This window comes from Pseudomonas sp. IT-P44 (assembly GCF_949768225.1).
GTDB lineage: Bacteria > Pseudomonadota > Gammaproteobacteria > Pseudomonadales > Pseudomonadaceae > Aquipseudomonas > Aquipseudomonas migulae.
This window is the reverse complement of sequence record NZ_CATKQM010000010.1, coordinates 1-17,305: the sequence shown is the minus strand read 5'-3', so window position 1 is coordinate 17,305 and position 17,305 is coordinate 1. Positions and strand designations below refer to the sequence as shown.

The window sequence follows — 17,305 nt, the reverse complement described above, 5'->3', positions numbered from 1 at the left end:
TGCATCGCTGTTGCCGGTGACTTCGGTGTTTGTCACGCCGATTGTCACGAGGGGGAATGCCGCAAAGCCTTGTACGAGGAGGGCTGCAGCAGCGGTAGGAGCGCCCGTCTCTTTCCGGGAGAAAGAGACGGGCGCAGGTTGGCGCAGTGAAATGGCCAAGCGAATAGATTGCTGCAGGGCAGCTATAAAAGGGTATGAGTTGCCGCAGTGGGCACTCGGGTAGAAGTAGGCATCCATCACATCGCTGTGACCGTGCGAGCCGCCGGACGCTAATCGCACTTTGGGAGAACCACCACGGTGTGGCGTAGCCTTAAAGGTTCTGGCTACCTCGGTTGCTGTCAACGACAGCGCTTTGCCCGATCTTTTCTACGCCTGTGGATAATTTGGGTCAAGGCTCGAATTTTCGGGAATTCTGCGGCTGTGGATGAAATTATCCACCGGTGGAAATCTATGGTTTTCCACAGACAATTCGCGTGGGCTTTAGATTTTTTAAATGAGGTCCATCCAAGCAGGGCGGCTTTGCAGCCCCGCTTGGATGGACCCGCGTGGAAGGGCAGACTGCGGTGATCTCATTGGCTTACTCACGTTTGGATGCGCCACGTCTATGTTGCAGGGCGGTAATGTTGTCGCCGACCGGGTGAGCGAATTCGTGCGGCGTCACATGCCCATGGCGGTTGGCGTCGATGTAGTTGCTCCACCACGCCATGATCAACCTGCGCTGTTCGAGGAATTCGGCCTTGTGGATATACGCGGCGCGCACGCGGTTGCGTTCCTTGTGGCTCATTTGTCTTTCGATGGCTGCGTCGGTCCATAACCCGGACTCCAGCAGGGCGCTACAGGCCATGGTCCTGAAGCCGTGGCCGCACACGTCCTTGCTGGTGTCATAGCCGACGTTGCGGAGCATGGTGTTCACCGTGTTCTCGGACATGGGCTTCCAGTACTTGTGGTCTCCCGGGAGCACTAACTCTGAAAAGCGACTGAGGCTGCGCAGGCGCTCCAGTATTTCGATGACCTGCGGCGAGAGCGGGACCATTTGAATGTCTCCGTTCATCTTGGTCCCCCGTGTGGAGTTGCGTACACCTTCAATCGGTGCGCGCGTATCGGGGATTTCCCACATGGCGCGTTGGAGGTCGAATTCACTCCATCGAGCAAAGCGCAGTTCGCTGGAGCGGACGAACACATGCAGAGTCAGCAGCACGGCAAGGCGCGTCAGCTCGCGGCCGTTGTAGTTGTCGATACGGTGTAGCAGTTCGGGTAGGCGGTTGAGGGAGAGGGCCGGGCGATGGACTGTACGCGGCGCGTGAATCGAGCCTGCCAGATCCAGTGCAGGATTCATGGTGATCTGCCGAGCCCTTTTGGCCCCGCGCATGATGGTGGATAAGTAGTTCTGTACCCGTAACGCCACATCCATGGTGCCGCGTTCCTTGATGCGCTGGGTGATCTCTAGCAGGTCGTGGGTATCGAGTTCAGCGATGGGTCGTTGGCCGATCAGCGGGAAGACGTGGGTGCGCAGTCGGCTCATTACGGTTTTCGCGTGTCCTTCGGTCCAGCGGCGGGACATGTCGGCGTGCCACTCCAGGGCGACGGTTTCGAAAAGCAGTGCCGCCCGCAGGGCTACGATTTTGGCCTTCTTCTTTTCTTCCATTGGGTCGAGGTTGTCGAGCAGCAACGCCTTGGCTTCGTCTCGCTTACGTCGTGCGACGGAAAGGGTAACGATGGGGTAATTGCCGATGATGAGCGTACCTTCCTTGCCGTTGGGCTTGGTGTACTTCAAGCGCCAGGTCTTCACGCCATTGGGTTTGACGAAAAGGTACATGCCGCCACCGTCGAACAGTTTGTAGGCGCGCTCGCGGGTTTTGGCCGTGCGGCATTGCAGGTCGCTGAGAGGGATCGCTAGACGTGGCATAGGGGTACGCGCTCCTGACCGGAAAATCGCAGTACCCCTAACATACCCTCGGGGAAGGGGGATTTTGTTGGATCCCGACAGAGGGTCCTGGAACGAAAAAACCCGCCAAATGGCGGGTTTTCGGGGCTTCCAGAGCATTCAGTAGAATGCAATGGAGCCTAATGTGGTGCCGGCACCAGGAGTCGAACCCGGGACCTACTGATTACAAGGCAGGTGCTTCAAACATAAGAATCAATGACTTACGAGATTCCTTGTTACGTGCAGATGCGCCAGAGCCCGCATAGACGGCGGGCTCTGGGACGCTTGTTACGTGGGTTTTGCTCAATCTGCGGAGGGGGAAACGGTCGGTATGCTGTGATCGTAGACGTCCATCATCTTCGGGTCTCGGTGGCCACTGGCTTCCTGCTTATCCGCTCGCGTGCCGACGGTGTCAGTGATGCCGCGCCGTTTCAGATCGTGAAGGGCGAACCGCTGCTCCGCCGTGATGATGTCATCGGCGATCGCCAGGGTGATGAAGCGTTGCCAGGCCGTATCCAGGCTCGACTTGCGAAGTGGACCACCATGGCTGGCTACAATGATGTTTCTGCGTGATGGCGCGATCGGTATCGCGGTTTTGCGTTTGGCCCACACTTTGGTTCGGTAGGCCTTTGCGTAGTCCCATGCTTTGCGCAGGCGTGGCGTCCAGCGAACAATGTTGTCCCGGCTTCCTTTCCGGCGATTGGTCAGAATTCCGCTCTCCAACTCGTTGGCGTCGGTCAGGGTAACGACTTCAATACCTCGCAGCCTGCAGAGATAGGCCAACTCCATGACGTAGCCGAGGTATTCAGGGCAGCCACCCTTCTCGCCGCGTATAAGCAGTCCGCGCGCAATTGCCCGATCAATAAGGGTGTCCATAACGTCGTGGTTCGGTAGGCGGCGCTGCTTGCGCTCTACCGGAGCCTCAATGCCCAGGGCTGGGTTCACTTCCAGGAAGCCACGATTGCGACCCCACTGCAGTACGCGACGCAAGTAGCGCAGAGCGTGAGCAGCCTTGGATGGCGTGCCTTCGTCCGCGAGCCGATCAACGATCCGTTGCACCAGGGCAGAAGTGAATTTCCGAACAGCCAGATCCCCCAGCGGTTTGCCCAACTTGGTGGGAATGTTCAGGAGAACGTCGCGGGAGTAGCAGTAATCGTCATGAGTTTTTGAACTGAGCTTCTTATACCTATCGCTTTCGTGAAACTGCGTACAAACATAGCGCAGCGTTCCTCGGTCGACATTGGCAGTCTCGTCCATGATCTGGTGCAGCTCTGCCAGCGACACGCTAGCCGGCGCAATGTTGCGCCGGCGCTGTGTACCCGTCTCGTCACGATGAAGGGTGTACCAAACCCCTTCATTTCGCTGGTCAAAGTAAACGGCCGCTGGGAGAGCGGCCTGGTCGATATGGGTGGGGAGGTGCGGATTGTGCTTCCGCTTCCGGGCTTTCCTCATAGGATGTCGGCGTCGTATCGCTCTGCTGCTGCGGGCTTCATGCCTGCAGCCTGGTTGATGAGGTCCAGCGTTGTCCAAGGCCCGGTGCGGCCACGGAACAAGCGAACGCCCTGGTCGATCAGCGTTCTCTCGACGTCGGAGCGGCGCTGGTAGCCCGTGATGCGCTGCAGGTCTTCAAATATCAAGACATTGCTCGACATGGTATTCCTCTGCGGTATTGCGCCCCAGGCAGTGTAGTACTTGCACTGGGGCATTGTTGTTAGAACGTGGTGGACGGCTTACTGGCTGGCCGGCGTGGTCGAGCTGGTCATTGGCGTGTCACTCGAAGGTGGTTCGGCAGTTCCTTTTCAGACTCGATGAAGCCGGTGCTTTTGACGTCGCCGTCCATTGCCTTGATGAACATGACTTCCACCTTCGCGGAGTCCACCAGAACTTTCCCGACTTCGGCGATCGCCTTCGCACGCTCAATGTCCATCGGCTTGTCCTGGTCCTGAAGAGCTTCCAAGGTGGCAAACAGGTGGTTCCGAAGATCCGTCATTTTGTTATTCATGGGCAGCCTCGATTGCGCGCTTAAGTTTGCCGAGCTGGCGAATAGTGTTTTTGAGTTCTTCCGGGTAACGGTGAATGGTATTTCGCCGCATGAGTTCGCCCCGGGTGATCAGTTCAAGGTTCTCGATGGTGCAGTTGTTATGGTCCCCGTCTCTGAAAACCAGCAGGAAACCCGTCGCGATTGGCCCGTGGACCGCCTCCCAATTGCGTCGGTGTGTCCATTCCCAGGCATTCGGCTCGGCAACTTTGATTTTCAGGTATCCGTCTGTGGCCATGACTTCTGTTCCGATCGGGACATGGTTGTGCGGCAGCCGGCCTGTGGCGAATTGTGTTTCTGCAGATCTGCCACCGGCGGCGAATGGCTTACCCTTGTTCCAGGTCCCGTGTCCTTTTTGAAAGCGAGTGGCCACGCCCGGGTTGTTACTCCTGCGAAGACGACCGGAATGCTCGCTGGCCAGAAACTCGGCGCTGCGCTTCAATCCGAGCTCTTTCGCTTTGCCATAGATCGCTGACTTTGGACGGCCAAACGTTTTCTGGAGCTGAGTCATTGGCGTTTCGGAATACAGGGCGGCCAGGCGCGCCACCTCGGCCGTTGTCCAGAACCGCCGGCGGGTGGTCGACCGGCCTTGTTTCACATCAGCAGTGCTGGCTCTGGCACGCTCTAGTGCTTGTTGTGCAATCGGGTTCATACGTAAGTTCCAAACAGAGTGGGCTTGGCCAACAGCTGGGCCACCACAGCAGCCTCGGTTGCAGTGAGGTCACCGAGCAGGTGGGCCATGGTGGTTAGGGATTCGAGGCGGATCCGAGCGTCGGGCGTCTTGCGCACCTGGTAGTCAAAAAGTGCGGTACCGACGATGCGGATAGCCATCAAATGACGAGCCTGCTGCCCGTCGTCGGCCGGTGATGTGATAGCCTTCGGGGCGCTGCTGCTTTGGTGCTGTGCTTGCATGGTGTTGCCCTCAGTGGTGGTTGGTGTCGGGGAGGTGCGAACTCCTCGACACCGTTCATTGACCGGCACGTGCCGGCATCAATAACTGGTGGATCGGCTCATGCCTTACGCACCAGGTGAATTACCAAATCTTCAAACTCCCCCTCGTCATCACATGAATTCCACTCCAGGACTGCTTGCACTTGGTCCCGTGAACAGTCCATGACGAGAATTTCGCACTCACCGCGAGCGGCGCGCACTTCCAGAATCCCCAGTAGGCCGTCGACGGCATAGGCCTCGGCGTAGATGATCGGAAGGCCATCGGGCGTCTGCCTCAGTCCCGCTATCACGAACCCAATCAAGTCCGGTGAATCGACCGTCCAGGAACTGTTGATCACTTGAATCTGCATGGCGGTTACTCCCGGAAAATGAAGCACCGCATGGTGGAAGGGATGTGGGTGGTTGGTGCCATGTCCTGCTGCCGCGAGCGGATCACGCTTTCCACTCGTTTCTGAGTGTCCAGGCATTGGTGAGCACGGCAGTCTTTGAGCAGGCGTCGCAGCACGGCCAGGTCCGGAATGCGCTGGCGGTGTTCCAGGGCGACCTCGGCGAACTGGTTGAGGTTGATGGCAATCACGCCTGCCTTTTTGCTGTGGTTGACCATCGGAGCAGAAGGCAGCGATTCCAGGTAATCAAACACCTGCCAGAACTCGTTCACTTCCTTCGGATCGGTGCTGATCGCGGCCTGGCGCTCGTTGGCCGCTTTCAGGAGGTATTTGCGGCAGGCCTGGACCATGTGGTCTGGGATGGCGATGACAAGCTGCAGGCAGTCCAGCAGGGCCAGCATCATGCTGTGGTTCTTGATGACACGGTCGGAGGCCAGGTTACGGCTTGCCCAAAGCTCGGCGCGGTACTTGGGATAGAGTTCGGCGAAGCGCTTGAGCACCAGAGGTTCGGCGCGCATTGCCTTCACCATGAAGTGACTGACGTGTTCCAGTTCGGTCTGGACGATTGCATCAGCGGCTTTGCGGCTCTCATCGGTGATCACCGGCTTGAGAAACGGTAACCGGACGATTCGGCTGATGATTGCTTCGTGGCCGGTAACGATGGCGTTCTGAGCGATCACGATGGAAGCGCGAAACGGTGGCTCGTAGGTGTCGTTGCTGTTGGACTTAACGCCCCGGGTACGCAGGGTGCCGCCGCCATAGAAGTCCTTGAACTGGTCCCACTCGAAGGCCTTGGTATTGTCCTCGTTGGTGTTTCGGTCCGCCTCGAGGAGCACCAATGGCAGGTTGGCGACCTGGCCCATCGCCCGGCTCAAGCCCGAGAACGAGCTTTTGGCCGGGTCGAAGCCCTCATAGCTCCGGCCGAACAGCTTCCAGATGAATTTGATCAGCGTAGTTTTGCCCGAATCGGGCTCGCCCGACATTTCCAGGAACGGGAAGCTTTCATGCTCTGCCCTGATTTGCTCCGCGAACAGCGAGCCAAACCAGTAGGTGAGGGCCAGAATGCCGTTCTCGCCGAAGACGGTCCAAAGGTTCGGCAGCCAGTCTTCGCGATAGCCCTTGCTGTCCAATGCCATCTTGAGCTTCACCGACTTCATGAGGCACTTGACGCGCTGTTTGCCGAATTCGAAATACTCCTCGTCGTTGGCTTTGTAGATTGAACCGCCTTGAATGGCGACATCGTTGAAGATGTACGCCTTGTGATCGCGGCTGTAGCCCAGAAAGTCGATGGTTTCGACGGTTTTCAGGCCTTGGGTCTGCCGGATGACGATCTGATCAAGGTGTTTCTGAGTGCCCATCCATGTCCCACCAGAGAACATGAGTCGTGTCTTGAATTCACTGCTCGACGAAAGTTGTTTGGGCGTGAATGTCCAGTTTTCACCATCATCCTGATCGACGCCGGTAACGTGAATGTAGAACCATGCTTCGTTGGTAACGTCGTTCACCTGTTTGTAAAGCGCTTCAAACCGGCAGTTGGCGAGCAACTTAAGGCTGCAAACGTTCTGCAGCGCCTTGCGACGGGCTGCTTTGTCGTTGAGCTGCTGGTCTTCATGGTCCTCGCTGGTGGCCAGTGATTTCTGTTCCTCCTCAAGCTTCGACAGATCGAACTTTGCCCAGTAAGTCTGGTTGCCGAAGTTGAAGGCGAATTCTGGGAAACCTTCCTCCCAGGTGTAGATCAGCAACGCCTTCTCTTTCGGAGAGGGAGCCAGCAGCAATTCGCCCTCATGGCGCGCAGCATCCAAATCACGCTTACGCTTGTCGGTGCGGGCCTTTCCTTCTTCTTCGAACTGCCAGCGCTGGTGCAGGTCGTTCCAGTCGACTTTCTTATCCCGCTGCGGAATGAGCGCAGCCTTACACGTGAAGCCCATCTCTCGTGCCTGTTTCACCCAGCGCAACAGATAGCCGCGTGCAGTTGGTTCGTTGTCCAGGCCCCAGACCAGAGTGGGCAGATTTCCCGGACGCTGCTCGAGCAGCTGCTTCAACGCTTCGATCGGGAAGTTCACACTCGACATGGCTGACACCGCATCGACGGAGTTTTGCACCAGGGCAATTGCGTCAAAGATGCCCTCGACGATCCACAGTTCTTTGACGGTGGCCAGGTCTACACTCGGTGGGCACCACCATTCGCCCTGGGCGCTGTATTTGGGCTTGAAACGGGCCTTCATCTTGCCGAAGCGAGAAGGGCGATCGATCAGGCGTTCCCAATAGCCACCGTTCGGCAGGGTGAATCGAATCGTGGCGCTGGACTCGCTCGTTTCGTGGTTTACGTAGTTCTCTTGGGTGAACCAACCGGTCATATTTCCGGTGTTCAAGCCCCGGGCAAATTCCAAGTACGCACGGGCTGTTACGGTCGGGTCGTTGTCCGTTGCCGGCGCTCGCTTGCTCCAATCCTCGAACAGGTCCTCATAGATTTCTTTGACGTGCTCGATATGACCGCAGCGCTCAGGGCGACCACAGCGGATCTGCCAGGGCTTGTCGTGACGGGCATACAGTTCTTTCTTGTTGCAGGCAGGGCAAACGCCGCCTCGCATGTAGTTCGTGCCTACACGTAACTTCAGGCCGAAGTCGTCTTCCAGCCGCTGAAGTACTTGAGTTCGGATGTCTTCGTTCATCATGATTTTTTCGCTGCTTTAAGGCTGAGGCCGAGGCTTTGGGTGAGGGCGCCGATCAGGTGTTTCTGAGCGGCCATCACAGGACTGTTGGCAAGGATCGATCCGTGGCGCAGGCCATCGGGAATCATGCGGTACTGGTCTGCGTACCAGAGGTCATTGAGGCTGAGACGGTATTGTTCGCGCAGGTTGGCCAGGAGCGCTTGAGCCTGATCGGGCGTCAGTTTTGCGTTGATGTTCATGGCGTTTTCCATCGTCAAACCTCAATTTCGGGCGCAGCTCACCCAAACCCACGGCAGTGGGACAGGCGGATTTATTGGTTGGGAGTTACGGCGCGGCTACGCGGAAACGACCGTTGTCCGGTGCGTTGAGAATGCGTTCGTAGATCAAGCTGACTGGGACGGCCCACGCGTTGCCGGTGGCCGGGTCGATGATGACGGTGTGAGTCGACGTGCTGCTGACGATGTCCAGGCGCTGCCGATCGCAAACGGCGGTCATGTCACTGCAGGCCAAATGCACCAGTTTTTCAGCAGTCTGTGTGAGCACGTCATAATCGCTGACCAAGTGCTGCACGGCGCGGTCGAACAACTGTTGATCGTCGCCCAGGTGTTCGCAGTGGTGACGCTCCAAAAACACAAGCGCTGCTGCTTTGAGCACGTCCTGATATTCCTGTACTGCAGGCAACTGAGTCATTTCGATTTCCCCGCTTTCGACGCATGCAGTTGGATGACGGCCAGAACCTCGGCATGCCTGGCTGCCAGATGTAGCGTGTCGGCATGAAGGATTGCTTCAGCCTCGGCTTCGTTGATGGTCCCGTCTTTCAGTGCTTCGGCAATGAGGTGGTCGACGGTTCCCTTCTTCGCGGCGGCTTGGACGCACCGAGCGTACATTTCGACGTTGTCCAGCGAGTCAGGCTCAGCTACGGGAACAAACATGCCGCCAAACATGGCCGCAATGTATTCGGGTAAAAAGGTCGTACCGGCCCCGAGCTCGAGCTGATAGATCTGATCGTCTGTCAGTGGACGGCTGCTGTTGTTCTCATAGGCGTGGTTATCGAACTTCTTGAGTGACAGACCGATGCGAGCTGCTGCGCATTCGCGTCCGCCTGGGTAGGCGCAGATGATTGCGCTGACTACCTGACGCCGAGTCTTTAGAACTGAGCTTTTCATGTTCTGCTTTTCCCTGTGGCCCGGTGCCATTACTGTTCGATCACGCCGTCTTTGATGCCGAGTAATACGGCGGCGCGATGTGCCTCCCCCCGGCGACCTTTTTTACGACCGTTCAAAAGGTCGCTGACCAAATTCTTATTCAGTGAGTGGATCCGACAAAACTCCGCAATGCTCATTCCTTTGTGATCCAGGGCCTCACGGGCTTGCTCGGGTGTAAGGGTGGCGGGCATAGTGTTCGCTCGTGTGCGTTTGTGTGGGTTCGTGTTCGTACGGCGCTGATTATGACCAGTTTATTTGTCCTGTAAAGGGGCTAAAGTTTGAAAAAGTTGTCATCGAGTGAGATCTCGGAGTTGAGTGCGGGCGAGTGCTTGCGTGAAGAAAGGGTTCGATTGGGGCTTAAACAAGAGGAAATGGCTCAGATCGGGGGCGTAACCCGGAATACTCAAGGGAGCTACGAACGAGACGAGCGCCGCCCAGACACTGGCTATTTGAAAGCATTGAATGCCGTGGGTCTCGACATCCTCTACGTCGTCACCGGCGTCCGAACACCAGCTCCAGTTGGAGGGTTGAGCGAGGATGAGGAGGTGATGGTTAAGCGCTATCGCAGTATGCCGCCCGATGACCAAAAATCTGTGCGTCGCTTCTTGCAGGCGATCGCTGATGACGTAGCGAAAAACTCGAATTAACTTGTAACAAAGTATGTAGCACATTCGTCACCCCCTCGGTTTTAAAGCCGTTTCCCGTCCCGATAACGTCGATTCAGCAATGCACTTATATGGAGTAGTGAGCATGTTGGATCGCGGGAAAATTGATAACGGTCATGTCCAAACAGTTGAGTTTGAGTGGCACACCCTTTCAAAAATCGAACGTCGTCTGGTCGGGCTTTACCGTCAGTTGACCGAAGAGGACCGAAAACAACTACGGCGACTTACCGAGGCACTGGCGACGATTCCAGAGGAACCGGCAGTTGCTTGATCGCTCACTGATGTAACCGATCGCCGACCATACTGAGTCGGCGGTTTGCGCGTTACGCCACCGCCTGTGATCCCAGTTGCTCAAACAGCTCCCGCTGTTTTGTCCTGGGCATCTCCTTCAACCGGTCGAGCAGCATCCTTTCGAACGATTGAGCCGACGGGCTAAGCGTGTGAGAAAACGTTAACTCTGCAACCCATGTGTGCCCGCACTTTGCATCCAGGCACTGGCAGTAAAGCTTCACGAAATCCACGGAAAACTTCTCTCTTGAAGCGATTCGTCCTCTGTGTCCGCATTTGCATTCAACTCGCATTGTGTCCCTCCCCAGGGCAGCCAATCGCCACTATATTGCCACAATATGTAGTGGCAATCTCTTCGCTATGTACTGGATGTGGTGGAATCAACTGGTTCTTTCTGTTCCTTCCAGCTAATTCTCCTGTCTTGTCGCAGCGAGTCGTTGACCTGGTTGAACAGTTGACAGATCGGCCGGATCTCGTTGCTTGTGTAGACCCGATCGATCTTCTCGATATCGCCAAAGCCGGCGCTGTTTTCCGGGATGATGCCGGCCAGCGCGGGGTTCATGCGCCAAGCGGCGATCACGTCGTTGCGGGTGATGTTCTTGACCTTCTCCAGTTCGTCTTTCGCCTGGAAATCCCCGACCGGGATGATCTGCACCGCCTTTTCGGCGCCGCCTGGGATGTTCAGAAACAGCGAGCGGAAGTTACCCACGCCTTTGCTACCGGAGATCTGCTCGCGCAGGTTCTCTTCGTCCTTTTCCGTCAGGTTTGGATCGTTGGTGTAGAAGACGTAGCCAGCATGGGCACCGTTGGCGTAGTAGCGCCGGCGGAAGAGGGTGGCGGCTTCGTTGAGCAATAGCGCCTGCATGCCGCCGAGGTAGTCGGGAACGCCATAGATGTCCTGCTCGACGTCGTAATCCATGACGTGCTCGATTTCGTCCCGGTCAAACTCCATCTCTTTGCCGTCCGGCAACAACATCACATACCCGCCGTCGACCTTGACCCGCATGTTGATCGCGGGCAGGTGCTCCAGCTCCAGGATCTGGCCTAGCATGTTGGGTTTGCGATACAGGTACGCCTCGCCAAACACCACAAAATCCAGTCCAGCGCGGCCCATGGTGGCCACGCTGCAGCCCGGGGAAGGAATGAACTCGCGCAGCAGCAGGTTGCGTTTGAATTTTGGAATTGCACCATGGTGCGCATTGGCCCGCAGCAGCTTGGCCAGCCCCTGACGCGACACCGGTGGCTTGTACAGGCGGCCATCCTCCGACGCGAATACGCCCAGGTAGTTGCCCATGCTGCCGACCAGAACCTGTTCGGGATCCCCGAACGCGAATGCCCGCGTCGGTTGTTGGGGTTGAGTCGGTTGGTCTTTGACTGTTCGCTTCGTCATGGGGGCCTTTAGTTGCTGAACACGTAGCGGCTACGTTGTTTTTTGTCGGTGTTGAGGGGTTCGTTTGCCAGGGCGTGCATGATTGCCCAGGCCACGTCGGCGTGACCGGTGGCGTCGGTGCGCGATGCGCTGTAGGTGATCTGGCCGCTGCCGGTGGTGCCGCGCTTGATTGTCAGGAAGGCCTGGGCGATGTCATTCCAGCCGGCATCCCACTCGATCCGGCTGCCCACTATGGTGTCCTGCGCCTTGAGCACCAGGATGTTTTTGGTTTCCAGGCTGTAATGGATCGAGGTCGCACGCGGGTAGAAGTCGCGCACCAGGTCGAATACACCGTGTCCAATGCCGGTGGTGTCGATGCCGATGTGCTGGACGTTGAAACGCTCCGTGAGCCGCTTGATCTGCTCGGCCTGGTACTTGAAGGACTGCCCCCGCCAGCTGTGCTTTTCGAGGATCCGAAACTTACCTCCAGGCTCGAGTGGCGGCGCGATGACCACGCAGGTCGAATCGTCTCTGGTGCGGCTAGGGTCGTAACCGATCCAGACCGGGCTGTTGCCGAAAGGGCGCGGATCGTCAGGGTCGTAGTCGGTCCACAACGACAGGTCGGAGTAGCAGCGTTCGAGGTCGCTCAGGGCAAACACGCTCTGGGTGCTGTCGATGAATTTGCACATGAACAGCTGTTCAAAACGGTCGTCGTCGTACTCCAGCTGCAGCTGCTCGAGGTCGAATAGATCACAGCCGCCGGCGATCGCATCCTGGATGGTAATGACCTTGCGCCATTGGCCGTCAGGAGAGAGCGAACCGGCAGACGTTTGTTTGTCACTGGGCCACGGCTCTTTGGCTGCCTTGCGTTTGCTGTTGCGGAATTTTTCGCCGGTCCAGAACGGATAGGCCTGGTGCGACACCGCGCTGGGCGTCGAGAAGTAGGTTTTGCGCCACTTCTTATGGGTCGCCATGGCGCTGGCCACGGTGTTCAATTTTTCGAAGTCGCGGATCCAGAAATATTCGTCAACGTAAACGTGGCCATGGTGGCCCTGGGCGGTGCTGCTGTTGGTGCTGAGAAAGCGCAACTCGGCCCACGGCTTGCCGTCTTTGCTGAGCACGATCGGGTTGCCGGTCAGCTCCAGGCCAAACCATGCCTGAGCAAACGAGATGATGTAGCTACGGAAAATCTCGGACTGGGCGCGGCTGGCCGACAGGAAGATCTGGTTGTCACCGGTCAGCACGGCGTCCATGAATGCTTCGCCGGCGAAGTAGTAGGTCAGACCCACCTGGCGACTCTTGAGGATGTTCCGGATCCGACTCGTCAGCGGGTTGATTTTGGCGGCGTACAGCTCCTTCTGGTAGCCGTACATCTTGCTGATGAACTTGTCGAGAAAGTCCACTTCGGTCAGGCCGCTGACGTCGTTTTTAACCTTTTTCTCGCGCTTCTTCCCGCCCTTGTCGCCGCGATCACCTCGGTCCCGTCGCTCGCTGCGCTGCTCGTCACGACGGTGGCCACCGTCCTCCTGTGGATCATTTGCCGGCATCGGCGCGGGCTTGGCGCATTGCTTGGCCAGGCGTTCGCGGATGGTGGTCAGCCGGTCCAGTTCGTCCAGTTCACCTTTGGTAAGGGTGACCTGCTTTTCCAGCAGCAGGGTGATACGCCGACTCACGGCGATCAGCGGTTCTTCATCCGTCAGCATGTCCTCCCAACAGCCCTGGCGGATCCAGTAATAGACGATCCGAATGTTGGGCAGGTTGAGTTGCGCCTGAATTTCCTTGGCCTTACAGCGGCGCAGAAACAGGCGTTTGGCGGCTTCTTTAACTTCGGTCGAGTAGTACATGGGCCGCAGTCTATGCGGCGAAAACAGCGATAACGCGGGGTTAAATTCCGCGTTTCTCCTATATCGCGAAAATAGGAGAAACGCGCAATTGAACCGTTTGTTTAGGGCGGATGGGCTCCCTATCGTGGCGGCTCAAATCACCGATTGAGCGCAGTTAACGCCCATGCCCCGTTCCCTTGTTTCGTTCTGGAAACGTGTCGCCACCAGCGGCCCGACCGTTGATGGTCGCGTAATCCTTCCCCAGGAACTGCGCGATATCGCTGAGACCTACAGCACCGCGATCTATACGGCGACGATCTGGTGCGAGCACGAACGCTGGCCAGGTGCTCACGGCACTGTATTTGCCGTGCGCTTGGTTGAGGACGCCGCCGATTTGCAGCCTGGCCAAGTAGCGCTGGAAGCCCAGTTGAAGCCAAACGACAAACTGCTGTGGCTCAACGACCAGGGCGAAAAACTGTTCAGCAGCATCGAGATCACCCCGGACTTTGCCAACACCGGCAAGGCGTATTTGACCGGCTTGGCCGTGACCGATTCGCCGGCAAGCCTTGGCACTCAAGAACTCTACTTTTCCCGCAAGACTGGCCAGCCGGTGCATTTCGCGGCGGCTGTGCCCTTGGGGCAGCTGACGGAGGACGAGCCAGCGGGCGAGATCGGCAAGCTGACCAGCCTACTGACCCGGTTGTTCAGCCGCTTTGCTGTAGAGCCTTCCACCGAAACGACCCCCACCACCCCCACTGAGAATCCCCCTCCAATGGATGAAGCTACAGCCAAGGCTTTGAAGGCCTTGAACGAGCAGTTGGCGCTCGTCGTCGCCGGTATCGCCGCTGTGATCGAACCCGCCACCGTCGACGTCGTCGAGCCGGTTGTGACTGAAGTCGATGATGTCGCGACCGCTGTTGACGCCATCGTTGCCGAAGCCGAAGCGGATCGTGAATTCGCTCGCAAAGGCAACGAGAACAAACGTCTGGACCGCCTCGAAGCACTGCTTGAGAAAGCGTTCAGCACCACTACTGGTCGTGTTGTTCCGCGCACTACCGGCTCTTCCACCGAAACCAAAAAGCGGGTGCTCTGACATGGCTCAGTCCCTTAGCGCTCATGGCGCAAAGATGTATGCGCAACTGCAACTCGACATCGCCGAAACCTACGGTGTCGCGTTGTCCCGAAAGATGTTCAGCGTTGAGCCCACGATTGCTCAGGAGCTGAACGACGCGATCACTGCCAAGTCGGACTTCCTGCAGCGCATCAACGTCATTGGCGTGTCCGAGATCAAAGGTCAGAAGGTATTCCTGGGCGTATCTGGCCCGGTGACTGGCCGTACCAATACCGGCACGAAGGATCGCGAAGCCAGGGATGTGTCGGCGCTGAATGACAGCACTTATGAGCTGTCGTCAACAGAGTCTGATGTCAGCCTGTCTTACGCGAAAATTGACGCCTGGGCCAAGTTCCCGGAGTTCCATCAGAAATATTCTGCGGCCGTGCAAAAACAAATTGCGTTGGATCGCATCATGGTCGGCTTCCACGGCACGCATGCTGCCCCGCAGACCGATATCGTCGCCTTCCCGATGCTCCAGGACGTGAACAAGGGCTGGTTGCAGATCGCTCGAGACAAGATCCCCGAGCAGGTTCTGACCCAAGGCTTGGAGGCCGGCAAGGTGACCCTCGGTGAAGGCGGCGATTACGCAAACCTCGACGCCCTGGTACACGACACCAAGCAAATGGTTGACGAGCGTTTGCGTGATGGTGGTGACCTGATCGCGATTATCGGTTCTGACCTGTTGGCAGCCGATAAGGCGAAGTTGTACGCCAAGCAAGGCGACGTGCCGACCGAGAAAGAACGCATTGAAGAGGCTCAGGTCATTGCGACGTATGGCGGTCTGCCGAGCTTCAGCTTCCCATTCTTCCCAGTCGACACCGTGGTGGTCACCAGCTTTGACAACCTGTCGATCTATTTCCAGGACACGAGCTGGCGCAAACAGACCATCGACAATCCGAAGCGCTCCCGCGTCGAGGATTACAACAGCCGTAATGAAGGCTACGTGATCGAGCAGCTCGAGAAGTTCGCGATGACTGAAAACGTCGAGCTGGTGACTGCGTGAGCCTGGCACTGGAGCACAAGCGCCGCTTAATGGCCCAAGGGCCAACGGCTGTCGGAGTCAGTGCCGAGGTGGTCGTCTATTCGGCTGCCACCGCACTCAACAGCCCAGCCAACGCCAAGAAGCACCTGCAGCTGATGGTCGACGCGCTGAACATCGATCTGGAACGTGTCAGTTCCATCGACAACCACGAACTGCGTCGTCAGCTCAAGCGGGACGAGCTGCTGCCCAAGTACCTGGCCTATGTACAGCGTTACCGTGATTCCGAATTGAGTTTTCCGAACCCGGTAATGATGCAGGTCCTGGTCTGGCTGTTCGACACCACCCAGTTCGGCGCCGGTCTGGAGCTGGCCAACTTCGCTATGTCCCAGGGGCAGGAACTGCCGGAGCGCTTCAAGCGAAACGTGCAGACCTTCGTGGCGGATGAGGTGATCGACTGGGCCGAGTCTGAGTACAAGGCCAAGCGTAGCCCGGAACCGTACCTGTCCGACTTGCTGCCTTTGGTGGACGGTGAATGGAAGCTCTTTGAGCGCATTCCGGCCCGTTACCACAAGCAGATCGGGATTCTGGCCCTGGATCAGCGCGACTTTGCCAAAGCCATCACCCACTTCGAACGTGCCGAGGCGCTGTACGAAGGCATTGGCGTGGGCACGCGATTGGATGGGGCCCGCAAGGCGCTGGCAAAAGAACAGGCCGGCAACGGCACCGAATAACCGACTACCCCCCCCAGCGGGAAACTGTGGAAGTGAGTCAGCCATTTATGGCCGTCGATTCACCACCACCAGTTTTCCCGCCCTATTCGAGCGACCAGCAATGGGCTTTTCAGGTAACCCCACCAAGTTTGTGGAACAGCAGATCGAGAACGACGGCTTCTGGCCCGACCTTTCCCTGGCTGAGTTCCAGAAGGCCTATCGCCTTCCAGGGGAATACCTGGTCGAGACGCTGGTCGATGGTTTGATCACAGCTGTGGTCGAGGTCAATGCGGACCTGGCCGAACTCAAAGCCAGATGGCAGTCCGTAGGCGTGTCCAGCGTGGAATCTGCTGACCCAATGGTGCTGCCGGAGCGCACATTTCAAGCAGCGACGTATAAGCGCGCTGTGTATTGCCGCGCCAAGGCGAGTCTGCTGCCCCAGTTCGCGAGCGTGACCCGCCGCGAAAGCGCCGAGAACACTGGGAAAGAAGCCCCGGAACGATCGGAAACCTTTCTCGCCTTCAGCCAGGCCGCTGTGCGTTCGCTGCAAGGCCGTGGCCGTATTACGGCGGCGCTGTTATGAGCCAGCCAGTGAAAATCGCGTACCTGGAAATCTCGCCACGGATGACTGGCAAAACCACCCGGCTCTGCAAGCTCGCCAACGACCTTGCTGCGAGTGGGCAATCGGTCATTTATGTCTGCCTTCCACAACTGGCCCCAAGGCTTTGCCTAGACATGCCCAACGTTAACGTTGTGGCTGATGGTCAACCGGTGCCGGAGACGGTCGATCAGGAAAGCGCGATCTGGGTGTACGACGAATTCGACTGGCTTAAGTCCACCGTTGTGCGCTCAGGTGGTTACTACGCCACCACCGTGGCACGCCTGCGTGATCTCGATAACTACGCGCCTGACGACGTGCTGATGCAGTTGGTAGAGGCCAACGGCAATCGCGTGGAGCGACATCTGTGGCAGATCGACTATCGAGATTTTGTCAGTGCACACCGGGCGACCATGGCGCCTGATTCCTTTCGCATGAGCATGTTGGGGGAGTTTTTGTCGTGATCAAACTCCGCGCCCTGACCACCTACCTGATCGAGCGCCGCCTGGTCGAGCCTGAACAGCTCGACAGCTGGACCGACCAGGTGAACCTGGAACTGATCTGGAAGCCCGACGTCGGT

Annotated in this window: 21 protein-coding genes and 2 pseudogenes; 8 read left to right on the top strand and 15 right to left on the bottom strand. The window is 57.7% G+C overall.

The features are described 5' to 3' along the window. Window positions 1-577: 577 nt before the first annotated feature. From ACM6IO_RS05305 to ACM6IO_RS05250, 12 genes are all read right to left on the bottom strand, one after another. Window positions 578-1,906 carry a tyrosine-type recombinase/integrase gene (locus tag ACM6IO_RS05305; RefSeq protein WP_414911083.1) on the bottom strand — a complete coding sequence of 443 codons (1,329 nt, stop codon included), beginning with the start codon at window positions 1,904-1,906 and terminating at the stop codon, window positions 578-580. 321 nt (window positions 1,907-2,227) lie between these two features. Beyond that, on the bottom strand, window positions 2,228-3,376 hold the full coding sequence (gene xerC, locus ACM6IO_RS05300; RefSeq protein WP_414911082.1) for a site-specific integrase: 1,149 nt from the start codon (window positions 3,374-3,376) through the stop codon (window positions 2,228-2,230). Continuing rightward, window positions 3,373-3,576: a hypothetical protein gene (locus ACM6IO_RS05295; RefSeq protein WP_367242386.1), complete on the bottom strand. Its 204-nt coding sequence runs from the start codon at window positions 3,574-3,576 to the stop codon at window positions 3,373-3,375. Before ACM6IO_RS05295 ends, xerC begins: the two co-directional genes overlap by 4 nt. 107 nt (window positions 3,577-3,683) lie before the next feature. Continuing rightward, window positions 3,684-3,926 (bottom strand): hypothetical protein, encoded by a 243-nt coding sequence (locus tag ACM6IO_RS05290; RefSeq protein ID WP_414911081.1) that lies wholly within the window; start codon window positions 3,924-3,926, stop codon window positions 3,684-3,686. Further along, window positions 3,919-4,614 carry an HNH endonuclease signature motif containing protein gene (locus ACM6IO_RS05285; RefSeq protein WP_414911080.1) on the bottom strand — a complete coding sequence of 232 codons (696 nt, stop codon included), beginning with the start codon at window positions 4,612-4,614 and terminating at the stop codon, window positions 3,919-3,921. Before ACM6IO_RS05285 ends, ACM6IO_RS05290 begins: the two co-directional genes overlap by 8 nt. Further along, window positions 4,611-4,874 (bottom strand): hypothetical protein, encoded by a 264-nt coding sequence (locus tag ACM6IO_RS05280; protein WP_414911079.1) that lies wholly within the window; start codon window positions 4,872-4,874, stop codon window positions 4,611-4,613. Before ACM6IO_RS05280 ends, ACM6IO_RS05285 begins: the two co-directional genes overlap by 4 nt. A 98-nt stretch (window positions 4,875-4,972) precedes the next feature. Then, window positions 4,973-5,263, bottom strand: coding sequence for a hypothetical protein (locus ACM6IO_RS05275; protein ID WP_414911078.1), 291 nt, complete (start codon window positions 5,261-5,263; stop codon window positions 4,973-4,975). A gap of 5 nt (window positions 5,264-5,268) precedes the next feature. Beyond that, window positions 5,269-7,971, bottom strand: coding sequence for a toprim domain-containing protein (locus tag ACM6IO_RS05270; RefSeq protein ID WP_414911126.1), 2,703 nt, complete (start codon window positions 7,969-7,971; stop codon window positions 5,269-5,271). Further along, the gene (locus tag ACM6IO_RS05265) at window positions 7,971-8,222 is read right to left on the bottom strand and encodes a hypothetical protein (protein WP_414911077.1); all 252 of its coding nucleotides are present in this window, start codon (window positions 8,220-8,222) and stop codon (window positions 7,971-7,973) included. The genes ACM6IO_RS05270 and ACM6IO_RS05265 overlap by 1 nt, the downstream gene beginning before the upstream one ends. 73 nt (window positions 8,223-8,295) lie before the next feature. After that, window positions 8,296-8,661 (bottom strand): hypothetical protein, encoded by a 366-nt coding sequence (locus tag ACM6IO_RS05260; protein WP_414911076.1) that lies wholly within the window; start codon window positions 8,659-8,661, stop codon window positions 8,296-8,298. After that, entirely contained in the window at window positions 8,658-9,137 is a 480-nt protein-coding gene (locus ACM6IO_RS05255; protein ID WP_414911075.1) for a YmfL family putative regulatory protein, read from the bottom strand. Before ACM6IO_RS05255 ends, ACM6IO_RS05260 begins: the two co-directional genes overlap by 4 nt. A 29-nt stretch (window positions 9,138-9,166) precedes the next feature. Then, window positions 9,167-9,367, bottom strand: a complete 201-nt coding sequence (locus ACM6IO_RS05250) for a DNA-binding protein (RefSeq protein ID WP_052966984.1) — start codon at window positions 9,365-9,367, stop codon at window positions 9,167-9,169. 87 nt (window positions 9,368-9,454) lie between these two features. On the opposite strand from ACM6IO_RS05250, the gene ACM6IO_RS05245 reads away from it, so the two are divergent. Next, window positions 9,455-9,823, top strand: coding sequence for a helix-turn-helix domain-containing protein (locus tag ACM6IO_RS05245; protein WP_414911074.1), 369 nt, complete (start codon window positions 9,455-9,457; stop codon window positions 9,821-9,823). A gap of 103 nt (window positions 9,824-9,926) precedes the next feature. Beyond that, window positions 9,927-10,112 (top strand): hypothetical protein, encoded by a 186-nt coding sequence (locus tag ACM6IO_RS05240; RefSeq protein WP_414911073.1) that lies wholly within the window; start codon window positions 9,927-9,929, stop codon window positions 10,110-10,112. A gap of 52 nt (window positions 10,113-10,164) precedes the next feature. Here ACM6IO_RS05240 and ACM6IO_RS05235 read toward each other — a convergent pair whose 3' ends face one another. The 3 genes and pseudogenes from ACM6IO_RS05235 to ACM6IO_RS05225 form a co-directional block, all read right to left on the bottom strand. Beyond that, window positions 10,165-10,422 (bottom strand): ogr/Delta-like zinc finger family protein, encoded by a 258-nt coding sequence (locus ACM6IO_RS05235; protein WP_414911072.1) that lies wholly within the window; start codon window positions 10,420-10,422, stop codon window positions 10,165-10,167. Window positions 10,423-10,487: 65 nt separating this feature from the next. Beyond that, window positions 10,488-11,423, bottom strand: coding sequence for a phage portal protein (locus ACM6IO_RS05230; protein WP_414911071.1), 936 nt, complete (start codon window positions 11,421-11,423; stop codon window positions 10,488-10,490). Window positions 11,424-11,538: 115 nt separating this feature from the next. Continuing rightward, a pseudogene (locus ACM6IO_RS05225) lies at window positions 11,539-13,342 on the bottom strand (terminase large subunit domain-containing protein); the annotation flags it as partial. 163 nt (window positions 13,343-13,505) lie between these two features. Between ACM6IO_RS05225 and ACM6IO_RS05220 the strand changes: the two are divergent. From ACM6IO_RS05220 to ACM6IO_RS05195, 6 genes and pseudogenes are all read left to right on the top strand, one after another. Further along, window positions 13,506-14,414: a GPO family capsid scaffolding protein gene (locus ACM6IO_RS05220; RefSeq protein WP_414911070.1), complete on the top strand. Its 909-nt coding sequence runs from the start codon at window positions 13,506-13,508 to the stop codon at window positions 14,412-14,414. Window position 14,415: 1 nt separating this feature from the next. Then, window positions 14,416-15,438: a phage major capsid protein, P2 family gene (locus ACM6IO_RS05215; RefSeq protein WP_414911069.1), complete on the top strand. Its 1,023-nt coding sequence runs from the start codon at window positions 14,416-14,418 to the stop codon at window positions 15,436-15,438. After that, a complete protein-coding gene (gene gpM, locus ACM6IO_RS05210; protein WP_414911068.1) occupies window positions 15,435-16,148 on the top strand; it encodes a phage terminase small subunit in 714 nt (237 codons plus the stop codon). Before ACM6IO_RS05215 ends, gpM begins: the two co-directional genes overlap by 4 nt. A 100-nt stretch (window positions 16,149-16,248) precedes the next feature. Beyond that, on the top strand, window positions 16,249-16,710 hold the full coding sequence (locus tag ACM6IO_RS05205; protein ID WP_414911067.1) for a head completion/stabilization protein: 462 nt from the start codon (window positions 16,249-16,251) through the stop codon (window positions 16,708-16,710). Further along, window positions 16,707-17,189 (top strand): hypothetical protein, encoded by a 483-nt coding sequence (locus ACM6IO_RS05200; protein WP_414911066.1) that lies wholly within the window; start codon window positions 16,707-16,709, stop codon window positions 17,187-17,189. Before ACM6IO_RS05205 ends, ACM6IO_RS05200 begins: the two co-directional genes overlap by 4 nt. Further along, window positions 17,186-17,305, top strand: a pseudogene (locus ACM6IO_RS05195) (phage tail protein); the annotation flags it as partial. The gene ACM6IO_RS05200 and the pseudogene ACM6IO_RS05195, both read left to right, overlap by 4 nt.